Origin of the sequence: Pseudobacillus badius, from assembly GCF_002189605.1 — a bacterium.
GTDB classification, from domain to species: Bacteria; Bacillota; Bacilli; order Bacillales; family Domibacillaceae; genus Pseudobacillus; species Pseudobacillus badius.
The window spans coordinates 369,435-393,126 of sequence record NZ_MWMM01000003.1 but is presented as its reverse complement, the minus strand read 5'-3'; the positions used below and the strand labels follow the sequence as shown (position 1 = coordinate 393,126).

The following is a 23,692-nucleotide window of genomic DNA, read 5'->3' as shown; positions in this document are numbered from 1 at the left end:
TTATGAATATTAAAATGCTTGATTTATCCGAACAATATCAATCTATGAGAAGAGAAGTAATGGCAAAGCTGGATGAAGTCATGTCCTCGTCCCAATTTATATTAGGAGATAACGTCAAACAGCTGGAAGCGGACATTGCCAAATATAGCGGAGTCGATCATGGCGTAGGTGTGGGCAACGGCAGTGATGCCATTCATATCGCTTTGCAGGCTGCCGGAGTAGAAGCAGGCGATGAGGTGATCACGACAGCCTTTACATTTTTTGCGACAGGCGGGGCGATCGCGCGTGCCGGTGCGGTGCCTGTCTATGTCGATATTGACCCAGTTACCTTTAACATCAGCCCTGCAAAAATTAAAGCAGCGATTACAAAGAAAACAAAAGCCATCATTCCTGTTCATTTATACGGGCAAATGGCGGACATGGAAGCGATCAAGAACCTTGCCGACGAGCACCGTTTAGCGGTGATTGAAGATGCTGCACAGGCCATTGGCGCAAAGCAAAACGGCCATAGTGTCGGAGAGCTCGGCACAGCTGCTACCTACAGTTTTTTCCCTACGAAGAACTTAGGAGGGTACGGGGACGGCGGAATGATCGTTACAAAGGATGAAGAGCTGGCGGAAAAAGCACGGGTGATCCGGGTGCATGGCAGCAAACCGAAATACTATCATCATGTGCTAGGCTATAACAGCCGTCTTGACGAGATGCAGGCCGCCATTTTAAATGTAAAATTCCCTTACCTGGATAAGTGGTCTCATGCCCGCCGGGAGCGTGCGGCGTATTACACAGATCACTTGCAGGAAAAGCTCGCTGGCGTCATCCAAACGCCGGTGCAGAAAAAAGGGAATTATCATGTATATCACCAATATACGCTGCGTGTGCCTGAACGCGACCAGCTTCAGCGCTATTTAAAGGAGCAAGGGATCGCTACAATGGTGTATTATCCGCAGCCGCTTCATCTGCAGCCGGTTTTTAAACAGCTTGGCTACAAGGAAGGAGACTTGCCGGAAACGGAAAAAGCAGCGAAAGAAGCGATTTCCCTTCCGATGTATCCTGAATTAAAACAGTTCGACCAAGATTATGTGATCGAAAAAATTGTGGAATTTTATGCGAACAAAGAGGAAGAGGGCTTCAATCAAACCAAAGCGGAAGAAGTCACACAATAATAATAAAGCCGCCTGCTTGCAAGGCGGCTTTTTAAGGAGAGATCGAGAGATGAATGTATCTGTGAGCAAGGGGCATAACGCTGTCATTGGGGAAAATGTCTCTTTCGGAGACAACGTGGTGCTTGGCAATAATGTAGTCATATATGAAGGAACTAGGATTGGAAGCAATGTCATCATCCAAGATAACGCGGTTATTGGCAAGCAGCCAACCAGGGCGAAAGCGTCTATTTTGCCAGAAACGTCCCAGCTCCCGCCTGCTGTTATCGGATCAGGTGTGACGATTGGCACCTCGGCGATTATTTATGCAGATGCCAAAATTAGCGATGAAGTGTTTATTGCAGATTTGGCGACGGTCCGGGAACGGGTGGCGATTGGCGAGCGCACCATTATCGGCCGGGGAGTCGCTGTTGAAAACGACTGTACAGTAGGAAAACGCTGCAAGCTGGAAACCAACTGTTATATTACCGCTTATTCCGAGCTTGGAGACTATGTCTTTGTTGCGCCGTGTGCTGTAACAACGAATGATAATTATATGGGCAGAAGCAAGGAGCGGTTTGATAAGTTCAAAGGAGTAACAATTAAGAAGGGGGGGCGCATTGGAGCAAATGCGACCATTCTTCCGGGAAAAGTCATTCATGAGGATGGAGCTGCGGCTGCAGCGAGTGTGGTAACGAAGGATGTACAAAGCGAAGAGCTTGTTGTCGGGACGCCGGCCAAAAAAGTCAGGGACGTGCCGGCTGAACAATTATTAAGAAATCAAGGGTGAGGAGATGTAAAGTGAATATATGGATCTTTAATCATTACGCGACGACTCCTGCCCATGTCGGCGGGACAAGACATTTTGACTTAGCCAAGCATTTGTCTGATAAAGGTCACCAAGTGACTATATTTGCCTCTTCATTCAACCATTTCTCCAAGAAGGAGATGGTTTTTCACAACAAGGAAAAGCACAGCGAAATTGAGTGGATCAACGGCATCAGGTATGTATGGATCAATACACCTGCCTATAACAAGTCTTTAGGAAGAGTGAAGAACATCTTAAGCTATACACTAAAAAGCTATAAAATTGCCATGGCAACCTGCGAAGAAGAGTCCCCTGATATTGTGATCGGGTCGAGTGTCCATCCGTTAGCTGCGATCGTCGGGTATTTGGCAGCGAAGAAGGCGAAATGCAAATATTATTTTGAAGAACGTGATTTATGGCCGCAGACCTTTGTCGATTTCGGAAAAATCTCAGCTTCCAACCCGCTGGCTCTCGTGCTGTATAAATTAGAAAGTTTTCTATATGAAAAAGCGGAGCGCGTCATCGTGCTTTTTGATAAAGCCAAGCATTATGTGGAGTCCCGGGGAGTCGATGCCGGAAAAGTCATTTATCTGCCTAACGGGGTGAACCTTGCCAAATACGAACAGCTAGAACCGACTTTGCGTGTGGACGAGATGTTCAAAGGTTTGGAAAACAAATTTGTTGTTGCTTATATTGGCTCGCATGGGGTAGCTAATCACCTGGACCCTGTCATTGACTTATTTTCCAAGCTGCGGGAGCATCCGGATATTCATCTGCTGCTGGTTGGGTCAGGTGCAAAAAAGCAGGAGTTAATGAAAAGGGTGCAGGAGGAAGAATTGTCTAACGTAACGTTTGAAGACCCTGTGCCGAAAGCGCAAATCCCCTATTTGTTGAGCAAGGCGCAGATGGGGATCATTTCAATTTTAGATACGCCTCTTTATAAATGGGGATTCAGCATGAATAAAATCTATGACTACATGGCTGCAGGCCTTCCGATTGCCATGGTGGCGAATCCTGATTTGGCCGGACCGTTAAGAAGCGTTAAAGGAATCTATGCGCAGGATCAATTAGAGGAGCTTCAGCAGGTGATTGTCAACTCTTCCCGCTCTGCCCAAATGCGCCGGGAGGAAGGGGAGTTTCTTCAAGAATATGTCAGGAAGCACTATTCATGGGAGGTGCTTGGCGACCAGTTGGAGTCTGTCATGTTAAATGATGTAGAGGGAGTAAGCAGAAATGAAAAGGCTGTTTGATATCATTTGCTCTTTTCTTGCCCTGGCTGTTTTGTCTCCTGTTCTTTTGGCAGCCGCTCTTTTGATCCGTTTGAAGCTGGGGTCACCGGTCATTTTCAAGCAGAAGCGCCCCGGCTTGCATGGCAAGCCTTTTTTTGTTTATAAATTTCGGACAATGACTGATGAGCGTGATGAGCATGGCCGGCTGCTTCCCGATCATATTCGGCTGACGCCTTTCGGACAGCGGCTTCGGAAGCTAAGCATAGATGAATTGCCGCAATTGCTGAATGTGTTGAAAGGCGATATCAGCTTGGTCGGGCCACGGCCGCTGCTGATGGACTATTTGGAATTATATACACCGGAGCAGGCACGCCGGCATGAGGTGCGCCCCGGTATTACCGGCTGGGCGCAGGTAAACGGCCGCAATGAGCTTTCGTGGGAAGAAAAGTTTAAGCTCGACGTGTGGTATGTCGATAACCGTTCTTTCTGGCTAGATGTAAAAATATTATGTATGACAGTGTTAAAGGTATTTAAATCGGAAGGGATCAGCCAGACAGGACATGTGACCGTTGAGAAGTTTACCGGTTCGAAAGGTGTGGGGAAATGAAAGAAATTGCAATCATCGGCGGCGGAGGGCACAGCAAAGTCATCCAAGACATTATCCAGGCAGGAGAACAGTATAAGCCTGTTGCTTTATTGGATGATAAATACGAAGATCTTCAACAAAAAGGAGAATTTATTTTTGCCCCTATTTCGGATGCTGTGAAGCTGATAGAAAGAGAGGTTGAGTTTATTGTTGCGGTGGGAAACAACCGGGTAAGAAAACGCTTGGCGGAGAAGTTAGCTGCTGAACGGGCGCGTTTTGCGGTGCTTATTCACCCTGCCGCGGTCATCAGCCCTTCGGCTGTTATAGAAGCAGGAACGGTGGTGATGCCCGGCGCGGTCATTCAGGCGGATACAGTCATTGGCCGGCATGCGATTATTAATACGGCGGCTGTTGTCGAGCATGATAACCGGATTGAAGATTTTGTCCATATTTCCCCGCGTGCTGCCCTGACCGGGAACGTGGAAGCTGCAGAAGGGGCTCACATCGGGGCGGGGGCGGTTGTTATTCCGGGAAAGAAGATCGGCCCATGGTCGGTGGTCGGAGCCGGCTCCGCCGTGATAAGTGATATACCAAAAGAAGTCACAGCAGCAGGCACCCCGGCAAGAATCATTCAACCTGCACAAGAAGGGATCAGATCAAAGGCTTGATACATAAGAGAAGGAGGAGGGATTTCGATGCAGTCACCGAGAATTCTTCTATCCCCGCCTCACATGAGCGGGAGAGAAAAAAAGTATATAAATGACGCGTTCGAAACAAATTGGATTGCCCCGCTTGGCCCCAATGTAGACGGGTTTGAAAAGGAGCTGGCGGAATACGCTGGAACAGGAGGGGCGGTTGCGCTCAGTTCAGGTACGGCAGCGATTCATTTGGCTCTTCGCCTGCTTGGCATAAATAAGGGAGACACGGTATTTTGTTCATCGCTCACCTTTATCGCAAGTGCTAATCCAATTGTATATGAAGGAGCAGAGCCAGTATTCATTGATTCAGAGCCCGACACCTGGAATATGTCGCCTGCTGCTTTGCAGAAGGCTTTTGCCGATGCCGAGAAAGCCGGCCGTTTGCCGAAAGCGGTAATTGTGGTGAACTTATATGGCCAAAGCGCCCGAATGGATGAATTATTAGCGATTTGTAATCATTATCGGGTACCGGTGATTGAAGATGCGGCTGAGTCGCTTGGATCAGAATATAAAGGAAGAAAGAGCGGTACGTTTGGCGCGTTTGGCGTGTTTTCCTTTAATGGCAATAAAATTATCACAACGTCCGGCGGAGGAATGCTCGTATCAAACGATGAAGAGGCATTGCGCAAGGCCCGTTTTCTGGCGACACAGGCTCGTGATCCCGCTCCGCATTATCAGCATAGTACAACAGGCTATAATTATCGGCTGAGCAATATTTTAGCCGGGATTGGCCGGGCGCAGCTGGAAGTGCTTGATGAGCGTGTGGAAGCGAGGCGGGCGATCTTTGCCCGTTATGCCGGGGAGCTTGGACAAATAGAGGGGCTGAAATTTATGCCGGAGCTGGAAGGGACGGTGCATAACCGCTGGCTGACGACGTTAACAGTGGATCAGAAGCAATTAGGAGCAGCTCCGCTGGAATTAATAGAAGCGCTGGAGGAGGAAAACATCGAAGCGCGCCCTGTCTGGAAGCCGCTGCATTTACAGCCGATCTTTAAAGACGCTGCTTACTATCCTCACGAAAAAGAAAGAAGCGTATCAGATGAATTGTTTGCCAACGGTGTATGTCTGCCATCAGGGTCAGGAATGACTGAAGAACAGCAAATGAAAGTGATTGACACCATTAAGAAGGCAGTGAACGGGAAAGTGAGCATTTCATAAAGATTCTTTTCAATAGGTGAGGGTATTCAATGGATCTAAATAAAAAGGAAGGCATGATGTGATAAAAAAACTCATCATTCTCATTTTGTCGGCCGTTATCGCTGCTGTCTGTGTAATGATTTTTAATACAGATCATGAGAAGGAACGGGCAAGCCAAAAATTGAGCGAGCAAGAAAAACGTTTGTGGAATCAAACCATTCGTGTGTATTTGCAAAAGGATTTGCAGTCAGGCACGGACTTTTACGATGCCGGCCATTTGCTTATGGTTCCGCTTCATTATGCCTATTCTTCCTCTGATGAGAAGCTCATGAATGAGTTTGAAGAACATTTCCGGCGTTTTCAGTCAGCGGCACACGAAGAGCTTGATATCCGTACTGAAAGCAAACGGCTGTCTGCATTACAATATTACTACCTCATTAGCCAATATATCGTGCTGGCAGATAAGAGCGGCTCTGATCAAGAGCACATTGATGATCTAGCTAACTATTTATTGGATGAAATGGAGAAACTGTGGCTGGAAACCCCGGCCTGGCAATGGGGCAGAACAAGCTTCGAAGGCGGCATGAGGCAGCGGGTATTATGGAAGCTTGAAAACAAGAAGACAGACCGGGAGTATTACAGAGCCTTCGTGGACGAAGAGCTTTTTGCGTTTGCGATTGCTGCTGATTTAAGCCGGCATTTTGATAATAACCCCGTGCTTAAAGACATTCTGAGAATCAATTACCGGGTATTTCAGCAAGAAGGACGGTTTGACCGGAACGGACGCTGGGTGTTTCAGCCCGGCATCTGGAGTGATCATCCCGATTATCTATATGCCGGGTATACGAAAAAGACTCATATCAATCAAATTAAGCCTATTGAAGGGATTGCGGCGGATTCCTCTCATTTTCACCGTTTTCCTTTGTGGATAACGAACTTTATTAAGGCTTATCCAAAAGGTTCCGAGCAAAGACAGCTCTTCTTAAACATTCGCCAAGGGCTGGAGAAGCAATTTTTTGATAAGGTTCTGGTAGCTCCTGACCGACAGAGGCCTTATTACAAGCTAAATAATTTCATGGATGGCCGCAACGGGCTTTATAGATGGAACTATCCAACGATCCGGAATAATGGATACGGTCCTTATGAATTGTCAGGTACTTTTATGATGGGCTGGTGGACTTTTCTCGGGTCCGACAGAATAAAAGAGGTGTATTCGGATGTAACGAAGCAATTTCCGCTGCCTCGGGAAGCAGTAGACCTGTATACAGGTCCCGCTGCAACGAAAGCAAGCAGCTCATTTGCGGCTGCTGCGAATTCTTATGACAACGGTTTTAAAGAAATTTTGGCCCTTTTGGCTTCAAAAGTAAGGTGATAGGCGTGTTTAATACAGTTGGCCATTATATGGCCGTCCGCTGAAGGAGTTTTTTCATGCCGTACTTATTAAGGATGGCGGCGCTGCTCCTTGTGGCAGGAATCATTTACTCTTTTTCTTCGCAAACATACGAGGAGCAGTCGCTTGTGCCCCTTTTAAAACAAATGCTCCCGGGAGAGCCTTTTGCCGGTGCGTTATCTGCCTTTAAGGTCACGTACTGGGGAAAAGAGATATCCATTGGGACCCAAGGGTACTATTATTTTATCGAATTTTTCCTCCGGAAGTTTGCTCATTTGTTTTTATTCGGCGTACTGGCTGTTGCATGGTTTCGAGTGTGTGCAATGTACGATCCAAGCCGATTAGTCAGAAGCATCTGGATGGCCTTTGCCGGCACCGCTGGGTATGCCATGATTGATGAATTGCATCAAATGTATACGGGCGGCCGGACACCGCTTCTGAATGATGTCCTTTTAGACATGTTCGGAGCGGTCCTGGCGCTCGCTCTTTACGTGCCGGCTTATACGAAAAGGCGGCCGGTCTGGAAGAGGATTGATGCTGTCCATCAACAGATTATGTAAATAGCTATGCGCATGGTTCGCTGATGCTGCCATGAAAGCCCGTAATGACAAGGGAGCAATCCCTTATCATCACGGGTTTTTTCATTCAATACAGTCGTTCACTTTTGAAAATGATGGGGGGTTATTGAAATGATTGAATTACGTGATGTACAAAAGCTTTATCGCTCAGGAGGAGAGAAGCTGCCGATTTTGCGGGGAGTGAATTTACATGTTGAAAAAGGCGAGTATGTGGCAATTATGGGCAAGTCCGGTTCTGGAAAAAGTACGCTGCTGAACTTGTTAGGGACGCTTGATGTTCTTGACAGCGGTGAATATGAACTAGCGGGACAAGCTGTTCATAGAATGGGGAAAGGCAAACGGGCAGCTTTGCGGAACGAGAAAATCGGGTTTGTATTTCAGCAGTTTCAGCTTATCCCCAACATGTCCGTCTATCAAAATGTGCTGCTCCCGCTTACCTACGGACAGAAAAGGTGGAGCGGGAAGCGGACAAAAGTTCTTCATTTGCTGAAAGAAGTCGGGTTATTTCATAAAAGAAATCAAAAGCCGAGTCGCTTGTCTGGAGGGGAAAAGCAGCGGGTAGCCATTGCCCGGGCGCTTGTCAACGAGCCGGACTTAATCTTGGCTGATGAACCGACAGGGAGCCTGGATGAGGAAACGACAGAAAATGTGCTGCAGCTAATGGAACAGGTGCATGCCGATGGAGCAACTGTTATCATGATCACCCATGACTTGGAAGTGGCTAAGCGGGCTGAGAGGATTTTGCTATTGAGAAATGGGATGCTGAAGGAGATGGCCAATGAAGCTGCTTACGGGATTTAAACTGGCTTGGCTGGGGTTATGGGCCAATCGCCTTCGGGTGCTGTTTGCCATGTTCGGCGTCGTTATTGGAATGTTTTCAGTCATTGTGCTGGCTTCTATATCGATTGGCGTGAAGGACACGCTGCTCAAGCAAATGGGAGGGCTCGGGGCTGAACAAATTCTGGTGATCCCCGGGCGCGTTCTCGATACTATGAGCGGACAGAAAGATCTGTTGAGCGGGTTAACCAGCGTGCCCAGCACATTAACGTATGAAGACGCGAAAGAGGCGGAAAAGGTAGAGAACGTCCGGTCAGTCACCCCCCATCTGGAAACCGTGACCACCATACAGTCAGGTGAAGGCAAAGAAGCAAAAAAGCTTCAATCCGTTCTTGTGGGAACCACAGATCAATATAGCCGTGTGCAGCATGCAGAGCTTGCAGAGGGCCGTTTTTTTACGAAAAAAGAACAGGAAGCCAAAGCTAAGGTGGTTGTCTTAGGGAGCAATATTCATGAGGGCCTGCTTGGAAAGGAAAACGCTTCTGAGGCGACTCAGACACCGGAGCACCCGGCCCCTGAACCTTGGTGGAAACGGTTATTCTCCGCGTTGACTGCACAAAAAGCATCCGCTGGGAAACCGGAAGCCTCGCTTGTTGGAAAAGAAGTCGCCATCAACAATGAAAAGTACAAGGTCATTGGCGTGCTGTTACCGAATGCAGCGCTCGGTTCAAGCACTGACAACAATGTCGTTATGCCGATCGACACCGCTCTGCAGGAGACCGGCATGAAAAACCTGAACAAGATAATTGTTGAGGCAGACAGCACGGAGACTATCGATCAGGTTGACAGCGATGTATTTGCGGCGATCAAAACGCATCACAAGGACATCGATTATAGTGTGGTCAAGCAAGAGCAAATGCTTGAGGCGTTGAATAAGGTCACAACGATTTTGCAAGCAATGCTTGCCGGTATTACCGTTACGGCCTTAATTATTAGCGGCACAGGCATTATGAATGTCATGGTGATGTCGGTCAGGGAACGCACCCGGGAAATCGGGATACGCAAGGCCCTCGGCGCGACCACTTTTGAGGTCATGCTCCAGTTTTTCTTTGAAACGCTTCTTCTTTGTGTTCTCGGCGGACTCATCGGCCTTGGCATTGGTTATTTATTTATCGAGCTATGGAATCACAATATTTCGGTTTTCTCGCTTGTTTTGCCTCTTTGGGCGGTGAAGCTTGCACTCTATTCGTCTCTTGGCGTTGGTACATTATTCGGCATTTACCCGGCATTGAAAGCGGCAAGAATGAATCCGAGCAAGGCATTAAGATTTGAGTAAAATGAAATCAGCCAGAAGAGAGCTGCCTGGTGAAAAGCGGCAGCTCTCTTCTGAATCATGTTTATGACAGCCTAGAGGCTTTTTTTCTTTAAATCTGGCGGCTCTTCATCAAATTGAATAATCCGGTCGATTTCTTTGTCCATATGCTTATCCGAATTTTCTGCGCCGTATTTGGACATCGACAGCTTGTAGAAAATAGCGCCCAGAATGGCCCAGGCGAAGACGATGATCCACTCATAAGGCCAGACGAGAGCGGACGGCATGCCAGGCATATAAAGAATGGACACCCCCAGAGCCATAAAGGCAGCAATCCAGCCGATCGCCGTGCCGCCAGGAAGCTTGAACGGCCGGTGCATCGCCGGCAGCTTTTTGCGCAGGATGATAAAGGATAGAGCCACCATAAACCAAGCAACGACCAGGCCTAAACCGCCGGCATCAACGAACCAGACTAAGGCCGGACGGCCGAGTAAAGGAGCAGCAGTCGATAAAACAGCAATTAATAGAATAGCCTTGTGAGGAGTATTGTACTTTGGATGCAGTTCTCCGAGCGACTTTGGCAGCATGCCCGATTTAGCGAGCGCATAGATGGCCCGGCTGCCGCCGACATAAAAGCCAATCCAGCTCGTTAAGATCCCGCCAATTCCGCCCAGCACGAGGATGTTGCCCATTAGCTGGCTGTTTCCAAAGGCTTTGGCCATGGCATCGGCCGTCACCAGATTAGAATTCGCGATTTCCCCGGGAGTGAGTATGCGGGAAACGCCGAATATAACGGCAATATACCAGACAACAGCAAGCATAACGGAAAAGATCAGAAGCTTGCCAATTTGTTTTGGCGGAAGGTTAATTTCTTCAGAAGCCTGTGGAATAACATCAAACCCGACAAACATAAAAGGCGTCATTACAATCACTGTCAGCAGTCCGGCTGCTCCTTTTTCAAACAGCGGCTGCATATTAGCCGTACTGCCGGAGATGGAGCTTCCAGTAATCAATAAAATGCCGGCAATAGCGATGACCAACGTCAAAATAAATGTAATCGCCGTTGAAAACTTGATGCCTCGATAGTTGATCCACGCAATAACAATCGAACCAATAATCCCTACACCAGCCCACGTAGCTGTAACATCCCAGCCGGCGACCGTATAAAGATACCCTTGGCTGTAATTCGGAATTAAATATTCGAAAACAGTTGGCAAAGCAACCGCTTCAAAAGCGACCACCGAGACGTAGCCTAATACGATCGCCCATGTAGTAATAAAGCTGGGCACCCGGCCCATGGCTTTATAGCTGTATACGTGCTCGCCCCCGGCCAGGGGAAGGGCCGATGCCAGTTCAGCATACGTCAAGCCGACGAACGTCACCACGATCCCGCCAATTAAGAACGCCAGAATCGCTCCTAACGAACCAGCCTCCGTAATCCACAGTCCGGTCGTGACAACCCAGCCCCAGCCAATCATGGCTCCGAACGCCAAAGCAAGTACATCCCTGTTTCCCAGTGTCTTTAAAAACCTCTGTTCACTCATCCATCCGCCTCCTATCCACATTTTGTATAGGCTCAAATAAAAATAAGGCCAATATGATCCGGTTAAGGACTAGCTGGTTATTTCCTCCTCCTTTCCTGTTAAGCCAAGCCGGAAAGCATGTCCTCTTCCCTATTATATTACAATTTATCAATTTATTCTAAAAATTCTTACAAATATTTATTGCTTATTAATTTGAAAATAATAGATGGAAGGAGTTGACTTTATGATGAAAATGAGCTAAATTTTCACTAAGGTAAATAAATTTTACCTAAGGAAACTTTTTTGAAAGGGGGGAATAACGGGATGTTTTCGTTGCCTAAGCTTCCATATGAGTACGATGAGCTTGAGCCTTATATTGATGGCCGCACACTGGAAATTCATCATGGGAAGCATCATGCGACCTATGTAAACAATTTAAATAAAGCATTAGAAGCGCATGAGGGTTTACAGGATCAGCCGTTAGAGTATTTACTGAGCAACCTGTCATCGCTTCCTGAAGAGATTCAAACAGCGGTAAGGAATAATGGCGGCGGACATTACAGCCACAGTTTGTTTTGGGAATTGATGACTCCAAATGGCGGAGGGGAGCCGACAGCGGATATCGAGAAGGCGATCGATTATTATTTCAAGTCTTTTGACCGCTTTAAGGAGCAGCTCTCACAGGCAGCTGTTTCACGGTTTGGAAGCGGCTACGGCTGGCTCGTCAAAGACGGAGATGAGTTGGCGGTCATGAGTACGCCTAATCAGGATACGCCGCTAATGGAAGGCAAAGTGCCGCTTCTTGTGATTGATGTATGGGAGCATGCTTATTATTTAAAGTATCAAAACCGCCGGCCTGAATTTGTCGCAAACTGGTGGAATACTGTCAACTGGGATAAGGTGAATGACCTCTATCTAAAATCCGAACAACAATCGTATGCATAAGGGAATGAATGTATTGAAATGCCACCTTCTCCTCCGGCTTGGTAAACCGGAGGAGCTTTTTTATTTGCGGCAGTTGGGCGGCAGAATATACAAAAAGGAGGATGGCTCTGTCTTGGACCATCCTCCTTTTTATTAAAAACATTGGAACGAGCGAATTCTCCGCAAGTCTGTTCCGTAATAAACCCATCGGCCATTTCTCCAGCGCCACCCGGCAACAGAGTTTCTCCCTACAAAGGTCGGGTAAAACCAAAAGCTTCGGCCGCCCTCCATCCAGACATAGGTATACCGGTACAAGCAGCCTCTTATTCCGCCGGGATCGACCGCAAAAGGGGTTGCCCCTGTTTGCTGCAGCTGAGGAGTAAAGGCTGGAGGAGGCGAAGACGGCGGTCCGCCTTGCTGAGCGCTTCCCCCTGGAGTTCCCGGCGGAGGAGTGGATGGAAATCCGGGCGTTCCGAATCCCGGCTGCTGGCTGGACGGAAAGCCCATCGGCCCGACTGGCTGCTGGCCGGATGGAAATCCAGGGGGCCACCCTCCTTGGAATCCCTGGCCTTGGCGCGGGTCGGATGAGAAATCATATAGTGTTTCAGCTTCGAACATTCGATTTTCTTCTGGAGGGAAGGCAGAGTAGTAATGGTAGTAATCTCTATAATCCATCTGTTTTTATCCCCTTTCGTCATGCGTTCCTTTTACTGTATGCAGTACTCTTCTTTTGGTGAGTTGTACAGCCGGCATGGTGAAAGGGCAAGGAGAGGCTAGAAGATGTCAGCCACCCAGCGCAGCGCGTATCTGAGGCCGAACAGCAGTGAACGGACAGCAAACAGCAGCAGCTCGGGAACCGCAAGCAGAAGGTCCAGAATAAAGTCAAAGAAGGAATACTTTTTATTGTCTTCCTTTCGTTTTCTTTTTCTGTTAAAAGGCATGCTCTTCATTCCTTTCTTCCTTTTTCTTCATTTTAAATGTTTATGAAGGACTAGACAAAGTTTACCTCTTTTTGTTATATTGAAATGGTTACCCAGGCTAACTATTTTATTGGGAAGTGATTGTGATCCAAACGTTTCAAAAGTTTTTTTATCAATTTTTGCTGTTATACCGGCCGTTCGAGAACCAGCTGAATGCGCTTCTCGGCAAGCATGGCCTTTATCGGGCGCAATGGACGGTATTATATTATTTATTTAATTTTGGACCGGCCACGCTGGTGGAGTTAGCAAGCTACCAAAGTGTGGAAAAACCTACGATGACCCGGACGGTGCAGCGCTTGAAGGAGCTGGGCTATTTAGAGGCGGTGCCGACAAAGGATAAGCGGGAAAAAAGAATGCAGCTGACCGAGGCGGGGGTGAGTGTGTATCAGGAGGTTCGGCTGACGATTGATGCCTTTGAGGAAAAAATTATAGAAGGCATTTCAGAAGAAGAGCAGCTAGAAGCTATTCGCCTCATGAAGGACATTCAGCAGAAAATTACAAAATGGGAGATGGAAATGTGAGTCAATCAGGCCCAAAGCTGTGGACAAAAGACTTTATCGTTGTTTCCGGGATTAATTTTTTTCTGACGCTCATTTTTTATTTATTAATGGTAACGATTGCGGTATACGCTGTTGATGAATTTCACGCCACTACGAGCCAGGCAGGTCTGGTGACAGGTATTTTCATCATTGGCACACTCATTGGTCGGCTATTGATCGGCCGGATGATTGATTCGATCGGCCGCAAAAAAACGTTATTTATCGGACTCGTGCTGTTTACTTTAGCGACAGCTTTATATTTTGCTGATTTAGGCTTGGCGTTTTTATTTTTCAACCGTTTCATTCATGGGCTGACATTGGGAATAGCGAGCACAGCGACCGGTACAATTGTCGCCCAAATTATCCCGGCGACACGAAAAGGAGAGGGGATTGGCTATTATACGATGAGCGCAACACTGGCGACGGCCATCGGTCCGTTTATCGGCTTGTTTATGAGCCAGCACACGAGCTTTCCTGTTATTTTCGGTTTTTGTCTGGTGCTAGGAATGGTGAGTATAGCTATTGCCTTTTTAGTGAGTGTGCCGCCAATGGAGGCAGGGGCGAATAAAGCAGCCATCAAGGGGCTGAAGCTTTCCAGCTTTGTAGAACCGAGAGCGCTGCCGATCGCCTTTGTGACACTTGCCGTTGCTTTCTGTTATTCAAGCGTGCTTTCCTTTATTAACTTTTATGCGATGGAAATTGATTTGGTAGACGCCGCCAGCTTTTTCTTTATTGTCTATGCAGCCGCTGTTTTGGCGTCTCGTCCATTTACCGGCCGCCTCATGGATATAAAGGGAGCCAATTTCGTAATGTACCCCGCCTTTGTGGTGTTTGGAGCCGGCATGCTGCTTCTCAGTGCGGCAAGCCACGGCTTCGGGTTGTTGCTGGCAGGCTTTCTGATTGGCCTTGGCTTCGGAAATATGCAGTCGAGCACACAGGCTATTGCCGTAAAATTAACCCCGCCTCACCGAATGGGACTGGCGACTTCCACCTTCTTTATTTTCCTTGATGCCGGTCTTGGCTTTGGTCCTTATGTGCTTGGGCTTATTATTCCGCGAACCGGATACAGCACACTCTACATGGCACTCGGTATTGCCGTATTCGCGTTCTCGATTCTTTATTATTTCCTCTATGGCAGGAAGGAAAAAGAATTGCGCACCGCTATGGACGCTCCAGCAGTCATGTAAGGGAAATTGTTGAATCGGCGCGCGGTTTCCCGGGAAATATCGTTGACTTTGTGGAATGTGCGCGCAATCGCTTCAAATATGCACGCAAAGTTGTCGAATATGCACGCAACAGACCAAAATATGCGCGCAACCCGATCAAATACGCACACAACACAACAGACCGCAATCTGCCCAATCTCATCCTTCATGCGAAGTTTTATAGCATACTAGCCGTTTGGTAAAGGCTGTCTGCTGTTTCAGCCACTTGACGGGTGTCTCCGCTAATGGCCTGGATGACTTGGACGAGCTCATTGACATCGCCTTCCACACGGTTGATGTGCTGGTCATTTTGGTTAATTGCTGAAAGAATTTGGTGAAACTTGTTTTGTGTGTCGGCAGAGTTTTCCAAGCCGAGGGCGACTTTTTGCTTGACATCAGCGGTTGTGCTGACTGCCTCATCCGTTAATGAAGCTGAGTTATGAACAAGCGAGGTAATTTGTTCAACAGACTGCTTTGCCTGCTGGGCCAGCTTGCGAACCTCCTGGGCAACAACAGCAAAGCCATTGCCGTGTACGCCGGCCCGTGCAGCTTCGATGGAGGCATTGAGCGCCAGCAAATTGGTTTGTTCAGCTATTTGGTTAACCATCGCGACAATGCTGGTGATCTGGTCAGAAGATTTTTTCAGCTCAGCTATAATGTTGCCAAGCTGGTCAGTGCTCCCGGCAATAAATTGCATATGGGATTGCATATGCTGTACCATATCAAATCCGTCGGCTGCATCCAGCTGAATTTGTCTGACATTTTTCACGTTAGAGTGGATGCTTGCGCTGATCTCACCCGCATGCCGGTCCACCTGTTCGACAGAAAGGCTCGTTTCTTCCGCCAGTCCGGTTAGATCTTCACTAATCGAAGAAATTTTACTTTTCAGCTCCGCTTTGACTTTCTCATATTGCTCTTCCCTTAAACGCAGATGGGCTTTCTCATATTCCTCCAGCACAATTTGCATTTCAAAATTGATCAGCTTGGCCACCGTTGTCATGGTCCGCTCCGGCATGCTGTTAAACGGTTTTTCTTTGATTGCCAGCTGAATAATGACTTCCTGTATTTGTTGAAAGGTACCCATATACCATTTAGGCTGCAGACCGATTTTAAAGTGCATTCGCGCTACTTGCATGCGTTTTTGGATAGAGGGTTCATCGATGTTTCCGTCAAACATGCTGATGAGGTAAGTGGCTAATGTTTGTTTAAGCCGGCCTACTTCGCTGCGTTCCTCAATAATTCGGCGAAGAGCGGGGACGGCTAGCACTCTATCATAAAAAACAGAGGCAATTTCATCGCGATGGCGGCTCACGACAGACTGAAGAGCGTGCGCGAAGGCCAAATCCTGTTTTGTTAAATGAATTAATTCCATTTGCGTTTTTAATTCCGGGTATGTATGTAAATCAACCGTTGGCATTTTAGTGATTGATAATTCTGAGACAGATGGTTCTTCTTTCCTAGTGTTCTTCCACTTAAAGAGTGTATTCAATGTTCATCTCTCCCGTTTTAGAGTCTTCTTCTTGATTCATTAATAGCAAGAATTAATGGCTTTGTCAAATATATGTATAACTTTTTTTATAAAACATTGTACAAAGATTGATGATCCTTTATCCTAATACATAAGACCTAAAAGCAGGAGGGATACTTATGGTTCACTGTCAGGCATGTCAGCTATCAGAGTTGCGTTATTATATCCGTTTTTCAGGAGAAAAGAATCTTAAGCATTTTCCGCAAGTGGCGGCCAGCTTGGAGAAAAGCGGGGTGCTTGTTTATTCCCGAAAGGAAACGGCGGTGGTCAAAGAAGCTGGAGCAGCTGGGTTGTACGATTTTCTGATCGATCACCTGGAGGCTGAGCAGCTTTCCTTTCGCACGGATTCTTCCGGCTGGCGCTCGATTCATGATCTGCCGCAGGTGATCGAGTCGCAATGGATTGATGAGGTGATTGCCGATCAGGCTGTTATTTGTTATAAGCAGCCGATTGTGGACAAAGAGGAACAAATAGTTGCCCATGAAATCCTCGCCCGGTTTCATGGAAAATCCGGCGAAATCATTTCCCCGGCGCAGGCGTTCGCTGCAGCTAAACGCAGGAACCGCCTGTATGCGCTTGACCGCATGTGCCGAATGGCAGCTGTCCGCAGTGCGGCACAACTGGAGGGAAAGGTCTTTATTAACTTTATTCCCACATCCATTTACTCGCCGGAGCATTGCTTGAAATCGACGGTTCGCCTGGCCAATGAGCTTGGAATTGCCCCGTCGCAATTTGTATTTGAGGTAGTGGAAACAGAAGAAGTGGACGACATCGAGCATCTGAAAAAAATATTAATGTATTACAAGGAGAAGGGGTTTCATTACGCACTTGATGATGTTGGGGAAGGATTTAGCACCGTGGGCATGCTGGAAGAACTCGCCCCGCACTATATGAAGCTGGACAGAAAATATGCGCACGGCATAGCCGAAGACCCCGGCAAACAGCGGGCTGCTGAAGCCATTTTGCAGGCTGCGCTGAAGGTTGGGGCCGTGCCCCTTGCCGAGGGAGTGGAGGAGCGGGAAGATTTCACCTGGTTAAGAAACAGCGGCTATCAGCTCTTTCAAGGGTATTTATTCGGAAAGCCCGCTCCATTCAAGTCATGCATTTGTCAAAGTTGACGGTCCCGTTTAAATAAGAAGCCCAATACAAGCCCGTAGAGCGCATGTCCGGCCAGCCAATAAGATAAAGCCGGAATGCTGGTGACAGCAGGTGTGCGGTCAGATAAAGCCGTTGTCGGGAAAAGAAGCAGGCCGATCAATGTGCAAATCGCCGTGCACCAGGCGAGAATGTGCCCCCCTGTTGTCACCCGCTCATGCTGAAGGACAGCTAACAGAACCATACTTAATAAGATAGACACCACCAAGTGAAAGGACACTTCTATTATTTCCGGAAAGTAGTACCGGTTAATGATCGGGATGTAATCGACATTCAGCAGCAGCGTATACACTTTTACTTGAGTGATTTGTTCAATGAGCTTAAAGACGATGGATAGAATAATGCCGGCGATCAATCCGTACCAGCCTGCTTTTGCTATCTTTCTTTTATCAGCAATCAACATAGGTCCTCCTGTTCTCTGCTATTTTTCAATATTCATAGCAAACTCCGTTCAGAACGTCAAGCAATTGTCTAAACTTATTGATGAAACATTGTACAAAAAATAAGGATACGATATACTAAGTGCGTAAAAGTATTCGGGCAATAGTGATCCTTTGCTTAGAAGGAGGAAAACTATGGATCAGTCTCATGCCAACGGAATGTACTATATTCAGCAAGTCGCTGAGATTACGGGCATCTCTAAGCAATTGATACGAAAATGGGAAGAGCGATATGCATTGGTGCAGCCGCAGCGTCTGGATAACGGATATCGTATTTACAGCGAGAAAGATATTAATACACTGTTAACAGTTAAAGAATTGTCTGCACAAGGGCATTCTGTTAAACAGGCAGTTATGATGGTGAAGGAGAAGGCAGAGCAGCCTGCGAGGAAAATCACTCCTGTCCAGGAGCCGGTCCGCCGCCAGGAGGAGATGAATGAATATGTGTTAAAGCTCCTGCAGCAGGCTGCCCGCTGTGATGAGCTGGAAATCACGCTTCTTTTGCAGCAAGCGTATCATTCATTAGGATTGGAGGCATTTGTTCAATCGGTCGTTGCCCCCTTTTTAAAAGAGGTCGGCAGCCGCTGGGAAAGGGGAGAATGGGATGAGTACCAGGAATCTCTCTCCAGCCTGGCTGTACGGGATTTTCTCGTGCAAATCCGGCGCAATTACAAATGCCGGGAGGAAGCCCCGCTTGTCGTCGGAGCCTGTCTTCCTCATGAACAGCATGAAGTGCCGGTGCATCTTTTGCTGCTCCACTTCATGATCAAAGGCTGGAAAACGACCTTGATAGGCGCTTCGCCTGCACCGGGCTCGATCGAGCAGCTCGTTCAAAAGCTGCGCCCGGCGAAGGTGCTGCTTTCGGCCACAACAACGATTCCTTTTGAAAAAGATCCTCACCTTCTGGAAAGCCTGGATCAGTTCGCTGGCAACAACCGGCACATCGACTTTTATATCGGCGGGGCTGGCGCCGTTCAATTTGCATCAGGCAAGCCGCTGCAAGCCATTCGAATCGTCGGCTCAGTCGAGGAAATAAGGGACGGCGACTGAAAGCGCCCCTTCTTTCCGAACAGACTGTTGTAAGGGCGGCCCGAAAAGTCTTGGAAATGACTTTTCGGGCCGCCCTTTTTGCTGTGATCATCCAATCTGAATAAGAAGGAATAATTTACTTTATTTCCCTTAAAATAATATAAAATGATCAGTTGCCGCTATTGTCGAAAAACTAAAACAACAAAAGGGATAGTGAATGTTTCGACAAAAACTATCTGTATGGAGACAAAAGGCAGAAGCTTGTCCGGAAACGGGAAAGGCGTAAAAAAAATAAGTGATGATTCGACAGTTTTTGAAACGGATGATTGACATATAAGTTGTTTTTCCACTATACTGTGGATAATAATTTTTGAATTTTATAAATATTCAAAGGGGATAGAGGGTTGTGTTCTATTGTTAAACTGTTCTCAAGTGAGCCGGCTGTGCCGGGAACATACGTCGCTAAGTGAGCGGGAGATCGAAAAGATTGAGGAAGTATCACGGCAGCTGCAGTTAATTGCCGATTTAACCGGGGCAAACGTATTTATTGATTGTCCGATGAGAGAGCCCACAAATGCCATCGTCGTAGCGGAAGCCTCTCCTTCTAGCGGTGAAACGCTTTATTACGAGCCGTATGTTGGAACGGTTGTTTATGAGCAATTTGAACCTAGCGTATTTCTCTCCTTGCGGGCAGGAAAAAGCGTTCTCTTTAATAAGGCGGTGACACAGCGGGGGATTTTTGTTAAGCAAAGCGTCACGCCCATTAAGAATGACAAGGACCAGGTGATTGGAACGCTTATTAAGGAAGAGCATGATCCGCGGGAGATACAAAAAATGAAATCGCTTTCTCCGGCTACGGAAATGCTGTGGGAGCTGTTTTTTTCCACCGACCAGGAGCGTCCAGCCTTATCGGATATTATGAAAGAGCACTTTATCCTGATTGATTCCTCGATGGAAATTGTATATGCAAACCCCTCAGCAAAAACCTTCATTGCCGAGGTGTATAATCTCGGACCTTGCGAGGGAAAGCCGGCGGAGGAAGTGATGCCCTTTATCAAACCGGTCATTCATTCGAGGAAGGATCTTGTCATTGAAGAAATTCAAGTGTCGAGATTCTTTTTGGAAGTGAAAAAAGTGGATATCTACAAACAGGATCAGGTGACCGGCATGCTCATCCTCATCCGCGATGTGACCGACTTACGCATGAAAGAAAGAGAGCTCGTCGTTAAATCGGTCGTGATCCGTGAAATTCATCACCGGGTCAAAAATAATTTGCAGGCGGTGGCGAGCCTTTTGCGGCTGCAGATCAGAAAAGGCGTGTCGGAAGAAAGCCGCGGCTACCTGACAGACAGCTTGAACCGGGTGCTGAGCATCGCTTCTGTCTATGAAATCATTCTGGCCAATGACAATATCGATGATGATGAGGTCGATATTGTCAGCTTGTCGAACAAAATTGCCCAAATGATCATCCAGAACAGCCATAGCGAGCAGCTTGACCTGCAGTTTAGCTGCCGCGGCGAGCCGATTTTGGCTGATTCCAAAAAGGCTGTCTCGATTGCGCTTGTAGTCAATGAATTGGTGCAAAATTCAATTAAGCATGCGTTTCACAATCGTCCTGCCGGAGCCGTAGATGTAACGTTTAAGCGGGAGAAGAGCAAGGTGACCTTGACCGTCGCTGATAATGGCACCGGAATGAAAAAGGAAGCGAAGCGGTCACTGGGGCTGGATATCGTTAAAAACCTAATCGAACACGATTTATCGGGAGAATATTACATCGGATCTTCCTCACAAGGAACGACTGTCATCGTTTCATTTACACTGGAGCAGGAGGGAGTCAAAGAATATGGGTCAACGGATTCTGCTGGTAGAAGATGAGTCGCTTATCCGTTTAGATATTTCCTCTATTTTGCAGGATAACGGCTACGAGGTCGTTGGAGAAGCAGGCGATGGGGAGAAAGCGGTCGAACTTGCTTTTGCCCTCAAGCCGGATTTGATTATTATGGACATTAAGATGCCGAAGCTAAATGGATTGAAGGCGGGAAAAATCATTTCGGACAAGCTGGATATACCAATTATTCTAGTTACCGCCTACAGCCAGAAGGAATTTGTTGAAAAGTCCAAACAGGCGAATGTGGTCGGCTATCTTGTCAAGCCGGTATCCGAGGCGAATTTGCTGCCGGCTGTGGAAGTGGCGCTTAATCAAGCGGCGAAAATGAGGTCGATGCAGGACGCTGTTGCGGCGGCAAATGAGCAGGTGGAAAAGCGGAAGCTCATTGAACGGGCCAAGGGCCTGCTTATGAAGCATCTCTCCGTCTCAGAAGAGGAAGCCTATCAGAGAATGCGGAAATTCAGCATGAAGCACCGGCTGTCTATGAATGAAACAGCCGAAAAGGTTATTGCTAAATATAAATAGTTTCAAAAGACAAGTGAATAATTAAGTAAGCACAGGCGCTTAACGATGGGATAAAACCAGCGGGAGGGGTCTGTTTTTTATTGCATTTTACTTGAAAAAACGAGAAAAGGAGAGAGTAATATGAGCATGATTGGGAATGTTGTTGTCTATATCATTATGACGTGTGCCGTATTGGGAGCTTTTGCGGCTATCCGCAATCCCGAGGAAGGGCTCGGGAAAGAGTTTATGAATGGCCTTCATACCGTCGGCCACATTTTCGTTCCGGCTGCCGGGATTATGGCCTCTATTCCATTTTTATCACAATTTATCGATTCCGTTATTGGTCCATTGTTCAACTCGCTCGGAGCTGACCCGGCCATTGCCGCTACCGCCATTCTGGCGACAGATATGGGGGGCTACCAATTAGCGAATGTGTTAAAGGAAACGTATGAGGGCTGGATTATGGCTATGATCGTCGGCTATATGGCCGGAGCAACGATCGTTTTCTCGATTCCGATGGGACTGGCTATGCTTGATAAGAGGGATCACAAATATATGGCGCTTGGAGTGATGTCTGGTGTTTTAACGATCCCGATCGGGGCGTTTATTGCCAGCTGCTTGACGCTTTTGTTTAATACAAAGGTGCGTGCCGTCATTGATACGACGAGCAGTTCCACTTATGAATTTGCTTTGTCTTACGCTAAAATATTAGTCAACCTGCTGCCTTTGCTTATTTTTGTGGTAGCGATTGCCGCCGGGCTTAAGTTCTTCCCGAAAGCTATGATCAGCGGCTTTATGATTTTTGGAAAAGTAATGGATGCCGCTATTAAGCTAGTGCTTGTCTTTTCCATTGTGGAAATTTTCACCGGATTGTTCTCAACGCTATTTGGCGTGTGGGGCTTTGATCCGATTATGGCTGATAAAGAAGACCAATTCCGGGCGCTGGAAACGGCGGGATATATCGGAATTATGCTGGCCGGGGCGTTTCCGATGGTCTACTTGCTTCGTAAATACGCGTCGACACCATTGGAAGCAGCCGGAAGAAAAATCGGCTTAAGCTCAACAGGCAGCGCCGGTCTGCTTGCCACAATTGCCAATATATTAGCTATGTTCCAGCTCGTTCGCTACATGCGGCCGAAGGATAAGGTCATCAACATTTCCTTTGCTGTCTGCGCGGCATTTCTGTTAGGCGACCATTTATCTTTCACCGCTAATTTCCAGCCTAATTTGATCCTGCCTGTTTTGATTGGCAAAATCTCAGCCGGTGTGATTGCTATCGGGCTTGCTTATTGGTTGTCCGTCCCGACTGCCCTGCGTTTAGAAGAGGAAGACCGTGCCAACGGAACGATCCGTCCAGGTGAATATTTAGAGGAGGAAGGCGCGGTGATGGAAGAAAGCGCATCAGCACAAGAAACAGCACAGTAGGAGGAAGAAGCATGAGTGAAGAAAAACAGCGATTTATCCAGGAGTTTGTTCCGGGCAAGCAAATTACGCTCAGCCATTTAATTGCCAATCCTGACCCGGATATGTTTGTGAAGCTTGGTATTCAGGAGGCGGGAGCGCTGGGAATACTGACATTAACGCCGAGCGAGACAGTCATTATTGCCGGTGATCTGGCAACGAAGGCGGCCAGTGTCACGATCGGCTTTCTTGACCGCTTTACAGGCAGCTTAGTCATTGTCGGCAGCGTGTCAGAAGTAGAGATGGCGATGGCTGAAATTAACCGTTTTCTTTCCGAGCAGCTTGGCTATACGCCTTCAGCGATAACAAAGTCATAAGGAGAGAAGGCGAATGAATAACAGAGTAATGCTGATCGGCTCGATCGGAGCAGGGAAATCTACGCTAACAAACGCTCTGCTAGATAAGCCGGCGGAAGCGGTGAAGACGCAGGCGCTCGTCTATCGCGACTGGATCGTGGATACACCTGGGGAATACACAGAAAATCCTTTATTCTACAAAAATATTATGGCAACTGCTTTAGAAGTGACCCATGTTTTTTATATTCAGGATGCGACGGGGGATAAGATGGTTTTTCCGCCTGGATTTAGTTCAGGCATTCCCAAATTGCCGGTCGGGGTGGTAACGAAAGCAGATCATCCTGCTGCTAATATTGAACATACCGTGCAAAAGTTAAAGCAGGCTGTTGTCGAAGGACCGATTGTGGTCACATCGGCGCTTGCAGGGAAAAACCTTCAAGTTTTGCGGGACCTTGCCGCTTGCCGTTCCTTGCAGGAAATGAAGGAGTATGCCGCTGCTTGCGGGCAAATGGATTTCATTTTTAGGTGAAAGCCTTTACAATAGTCAGTTTTTTAGGTATATTTAG

25 protein-coding genes are annotated in these 23,692 nt (G+C 47.4%); 20 read left to right on the top strand and 5 right to left on the bottom strand.

All coding sequences use genetic code 11. The features are described 5' to 3' along the window. Positions 1 to 2: 2 nt before the first annotated feature. From B1A98_RS08155 to B1A98_RS08110, 10 genes are all read left to right on the top strand, one after another. On the top strand, positions 3 to 1,163 hold the full coding sequence (locus tag B1A98_RS08155; RefSeq protein WP_063384569.1) for a DegT/DnrJ/EryC1/StrS family aminotransferase: 1,161 nt from the start codon (positions 3 to 5) through the stop codon (positions 1,161 to 1,163). Positions 1,164 to 1,212: 49 nt separating this feature from the next. After that, positions 1,213 to 1,929, top strand: coding sequence for an acyltransferase (locus B1A98_RS08150; RefSeq protein ID WP_063384570.1), 717 nt, complete (start codon positions 1,213 to 1,215; stop codon positions 1,927 to 1,929). An 11-nt stretch (positions 1,930 to 1,940) separates the two neighbouring features. Next, positions 1,941 to 3,197 (top strand): glycosyltransferase family 4 protein, encoded by a 1,257-nt coding sequence (locus tag B1A98_RS08145; RefSeq protein ID WP_063384571.1) that lies wholly within the window; start codon positions 1,941 to 1,943, stop codon positions 3,195 to 3,197. Then, on the top strand, positions 3,181 to 3,783 hold the full coding sequence (locus tag B1A98_RS08140) for a sugar transferase (protein WP_063384572.1): 603 nt from the start codon (positions 3,181 to 3,183) through the stop codon (positions 3,781 to 3,783). The genes B1A98_RS08145 and B1A98_RS08140 overlap by 17 nt, the downstream gene beginning before the upstream one ends. Continuing rightward, positions 3,780 to 4,430, top strand: a complete 651-nt coding sequence (locus B1A98_RS08135) for an acetyltransferase (protein WP_063384573.1) — start codon at positions 3,780 to 3,782, stop codon at positions 4,428 to 4,430. The genes B1A98_RS08140 and B1A98_RS08135 overlap by 4 nt, the downstream gene beginning before the upstream one ends. 27 nt (positions 4,431 to 4,457) lie before the next feature. Beyond that, a complete protein-coding gene (locus tag B1A98_RS08130; RefSeq protein ID WP_063384574.1) occupies positions 4,458 to 5,618 on the top strand; it encodes a DegT/DnrJ/EryC1/StrS family aminotransferase in 1,161 nt (386 codons plus the stop codon). A 58-nt stretch (positions 5,619 to 5,676) separates the two neighbouring features. Continuing rightward, positions 5,677 to 6,969, top strand: coding sequence for a hypothetical protein (locus tag B1A98_RS08125; protein WP_063384575.1), 1,293 nt, complete (start codon positions 5,677 to 5,679; stop codon positions 6,967 to 6,969). A 56-nt stretch (positions 6,970 to 7,025) separates the two neighbouring features. Next, positions 7,026 to 7,547 carry a VanZ family protein gene (locus B1A98_RS08120; RefSeq protein WP_063384576.1) on the top strand — a complete coding sequence of 174 codons (522 nt, stop codon included), beginning with the start codon at positions 7,026 to 7,028 and terminating at the stop codon, positions 7,545 to 7,547. Between the two features lie 129 nt (positions 7,548 to 7,676). Then, positions 7,677 to 8,366 (top strand): ABC transporter ATP-binding protein, encoded by a 690-nt coding sequence (locus B1A98_RS08115; protein ID WP_063384577.1) that lies wholly within the window; start codon positions 7,677 to 7,679, stop codon positions 8,364 to 8,366. Continuing rightward, entirely contained in the window at positions 8,344 to 9,678 is a 1,335-nt protein-coding gene (locus tag B1A98_RS08110; protein WP_063384578.1) for an ABC transporter permease, read from the top strand. The genes B1A98_RS08115 and B1A98_RS08110 overlap by 23 nt, the downstream gene beginning before the upstream one ends. A gap of 71 nt (positions 9,679 to 9,749) precedes the next feature. On the opposite strand, the gene B1A98_RS08105 is transcribed toward B1A98_RS08110, so the two are convergent. Further along, the gene (locus B1A98_RS08105) at positions 9,750 to 11,198 is read right to left on the bottom strand and encodes an APC family permease (RefSeq protein WP_041095266.1); all 1,449 of its coding nucleotides are present in this window, start codon (positions 11,196 to 11,198) and stop codon (positions 9,750 to 9,752) included. A gap of 303 nt (positions 11,199 to 11,501) precedes the next feature. Here B1A98_RS08105 and B1A98_RS08100 point away from each other — a divergent pair, with 303 nt between their 5' ends. After that, complete coding sequence (locus B1A98_RS08100) at positions 11,502 to 12,122, top strand: superoxide dismutase (RefSeq protein ID WP_063384579.1); 621 nt, start codon at positions 11,502 to 11,504, stop codon at positions 12,120 to 12,122. Positions 12,123 to 12,254: 132 nt separating this feature from the next. Here the strand turns inward: B1A98_RS08100 and B1A98_RS08095 are convergent, their stop codons facing one another. Both B1A98_RS08095 and B1A98_RS20410 read right to left on the bottom strand, forming a co-directional pair. Continuing rightward, positions 12,255 to 12,776 carry a hypothetical protein gene (locus tag B1A98_RS08095; RefSeq protein WP_082821708.1) on the bottom strand — a complete coding sequence of 174 codons (522 nt, stop codon included), beginning with the start codon at positions 12,774 to 12,776 and terminating at the stop codon, positions 12,255 to 12,257. A gap of 98 nt (positions 12,777 to 12,874) precedes the next feature. Beyond that, positions 12,875 to 13,051 carry a hypothetical protein gene (locus B1A98_RS20410; protein ID WP_156136538.1) on the bottom strand — a complete coding sequence of 59 codons (177 nt, stop codon included), beginning with the start codon at positions 13,049 to 13,051 and terminating at the stop codon, positions 12,875 to 12,877. A gap of 113 nt (positions 13,052 to 13,164) precedes the next feature. On the opposite strand from B1A98_RS20410, the gene B1A98_RS08090 reads away from it, so the two are divergent. Both B1A98_RS08090 and B1A98_RS08085 read left to right on the top strand, forming a co-directional pair. Beyond that, positions 13,165 to 13,602, top strand: coding sequence for a MarR family winged helix-turn-helix transcriptional regulator (locus tag B1A98_RS08090; RefSeq protein WP_305954911.1), 438 nt, complete (start codon positions 13,165 to 13,167; stop codon positions 13,600 to 13,602). After that, positions 13,599 to 14,807, top strand: a complete 1,209-nt coding sequence (locus tag B1A98_RS08085) for an MFS transporter (protein ID WP_063384862.1) — start codon at positions 13,599 to 13,601, stop codon at positions 14,805 to 14,807. Before B1A98_RS08090 ends, B1A98_RS08085 begins: the two co-directional genes overlap by 4 nt. Before the next feature lie 196 nt (positions 14,808 to 15,003). Here the strand turns inward: B1A98_RS08085 and B1A98_RS08080 are convergent, their stop codons facing one another. After that, complete coding sequence (locus B1A98_RS08080; protein ID WP_063384580.1) at positions 15,004 to 16,314, bottom strand: globin-coupled sensor protein; 1,311 nt, start codon at positions 16,312 to 16,314, stop codon at positions 15,004 to 15,006. 158 nt (positions 16,315 to 16,472) lie between these two features. Between B1A98_RS08080 and B1A98_RS08075 the strand changes: the two genes are divergently transcribed. Next, positions 16,473 to 17,471, top strand: a complete 999-nt coding sequence (locus B1A98_RS08075; RefSeq protein WP_063384581.1) for an EAL domain-containing protein — start codon at positions 16,473 to 16,475, stop codon at positions 17,469 to 17,471. On the opposite strand, the gene B1A98_RS08070 is transcribed toward B1A98_RS08075, so the two are convergent. After that, positions 17,462 to 17,911, bottom strand: a complete 450-nt coding sequence (locus B1A98_RS08070; protein WP_063384582.1) for a hypothetical protein — start codon at positions 17,909 to 17,911, stop codon at positions 17,462 to 17,464. The genes B1A98_RS08075 and B1A98_RS08070 overlap by 10 nt on opposite strands. A gap of 172 nt (positions 17,912 to 18,083) precedes the next feature. On the opposite strand from B1A98_RS08070, the gene B1A98_RS08065 reads away from it, so the two are divergent. The 6 genes from B1A98_RS08065 (at position 18,084) to B1A98_RS08040 (ending at position 23,655) form a co-directional block, all read left to right on the top strand. Further along, positions 18,084 to 18,998: a MerR family transcriptional regulator gene (locus tag B1A98_RS08065; RefSeq protein WP_082821709.1), complete on the top strand. Its 915-nt coding sequence runs from the start codon at positions 18,084 to 18,086 to the stop codon at positions 18,996 to 18,998. A 393-nt stretch (positions 18,999 to 19,391) separates the two neighbouring features. After that, positions 19,392 to 20,852 carry a sensor histidine kinase gene (locus tag B1A98_RS08060; protein WP_063384583.1) on the top strand — a complete coding sequence of 487 codons (1,461 nt, stop codon included), beginning with the start codon at positions 19,392 to 19,394 and terminating at the stop codon, positions 20,850 to 20,852. Then, positions 20,821 to 21,390 (top strand): ANTAR domain-containing response regulator, encoded by a 570-nt coding sequence (locus B1A98_RS08055; RefSeq protein ID WP_063384584.1) that lies wholly within the window; start codon positions 20,821 to 20,823, stop codon positions 21,388 to 21,390. The genes B1A98_RS08060 and B1A98_RS08055 overlap by 32 nt, the downstream gene beginning before the upstream one ends. Positions 21,391 to 21,510: 120 nt before the next feature. Next, positions 21,511 to 22,794, top strand: coding sequence for an ethanolamine utilization protein EutH (gene eutH / locus B1A98_RS08050; RefSeq protein ID WP_041095261.1), 1,284 nt, complete (start codon positions 21,511 to 21,513; stop codon positions 22,792 to 22,794). Between the two features lie 11 nt (positions 22,795 to 22,805). Then, positions 22,806 to 23,147 (top strand): ethanolamine utilization microcompartment protein EutS, encoded by a 342-nt coding sequence (gene eutS, locus B1A98_RS08045; RefSeq protein WP_041095259.1) that lies wholly within the window; start codon positions 22,806 to 22,808, stop codon positions 23,145 to 23,147. 13 nt (positions 23,148 to 23,160) lie between these two features. After that, positions 23,161 to 23,655, top strand: coding sequence for a EutP/PduV family microcompartment system protein (locus tag B1A98_RS08040; RefSeq protein WP_063384585.1), 495 nt, complete (start codon positions 23,161 to 23,163; stop codon positions 23,653 to 23,655). Positions 23,656 to 23,692 lie beyond the last annotated feature (37 nt).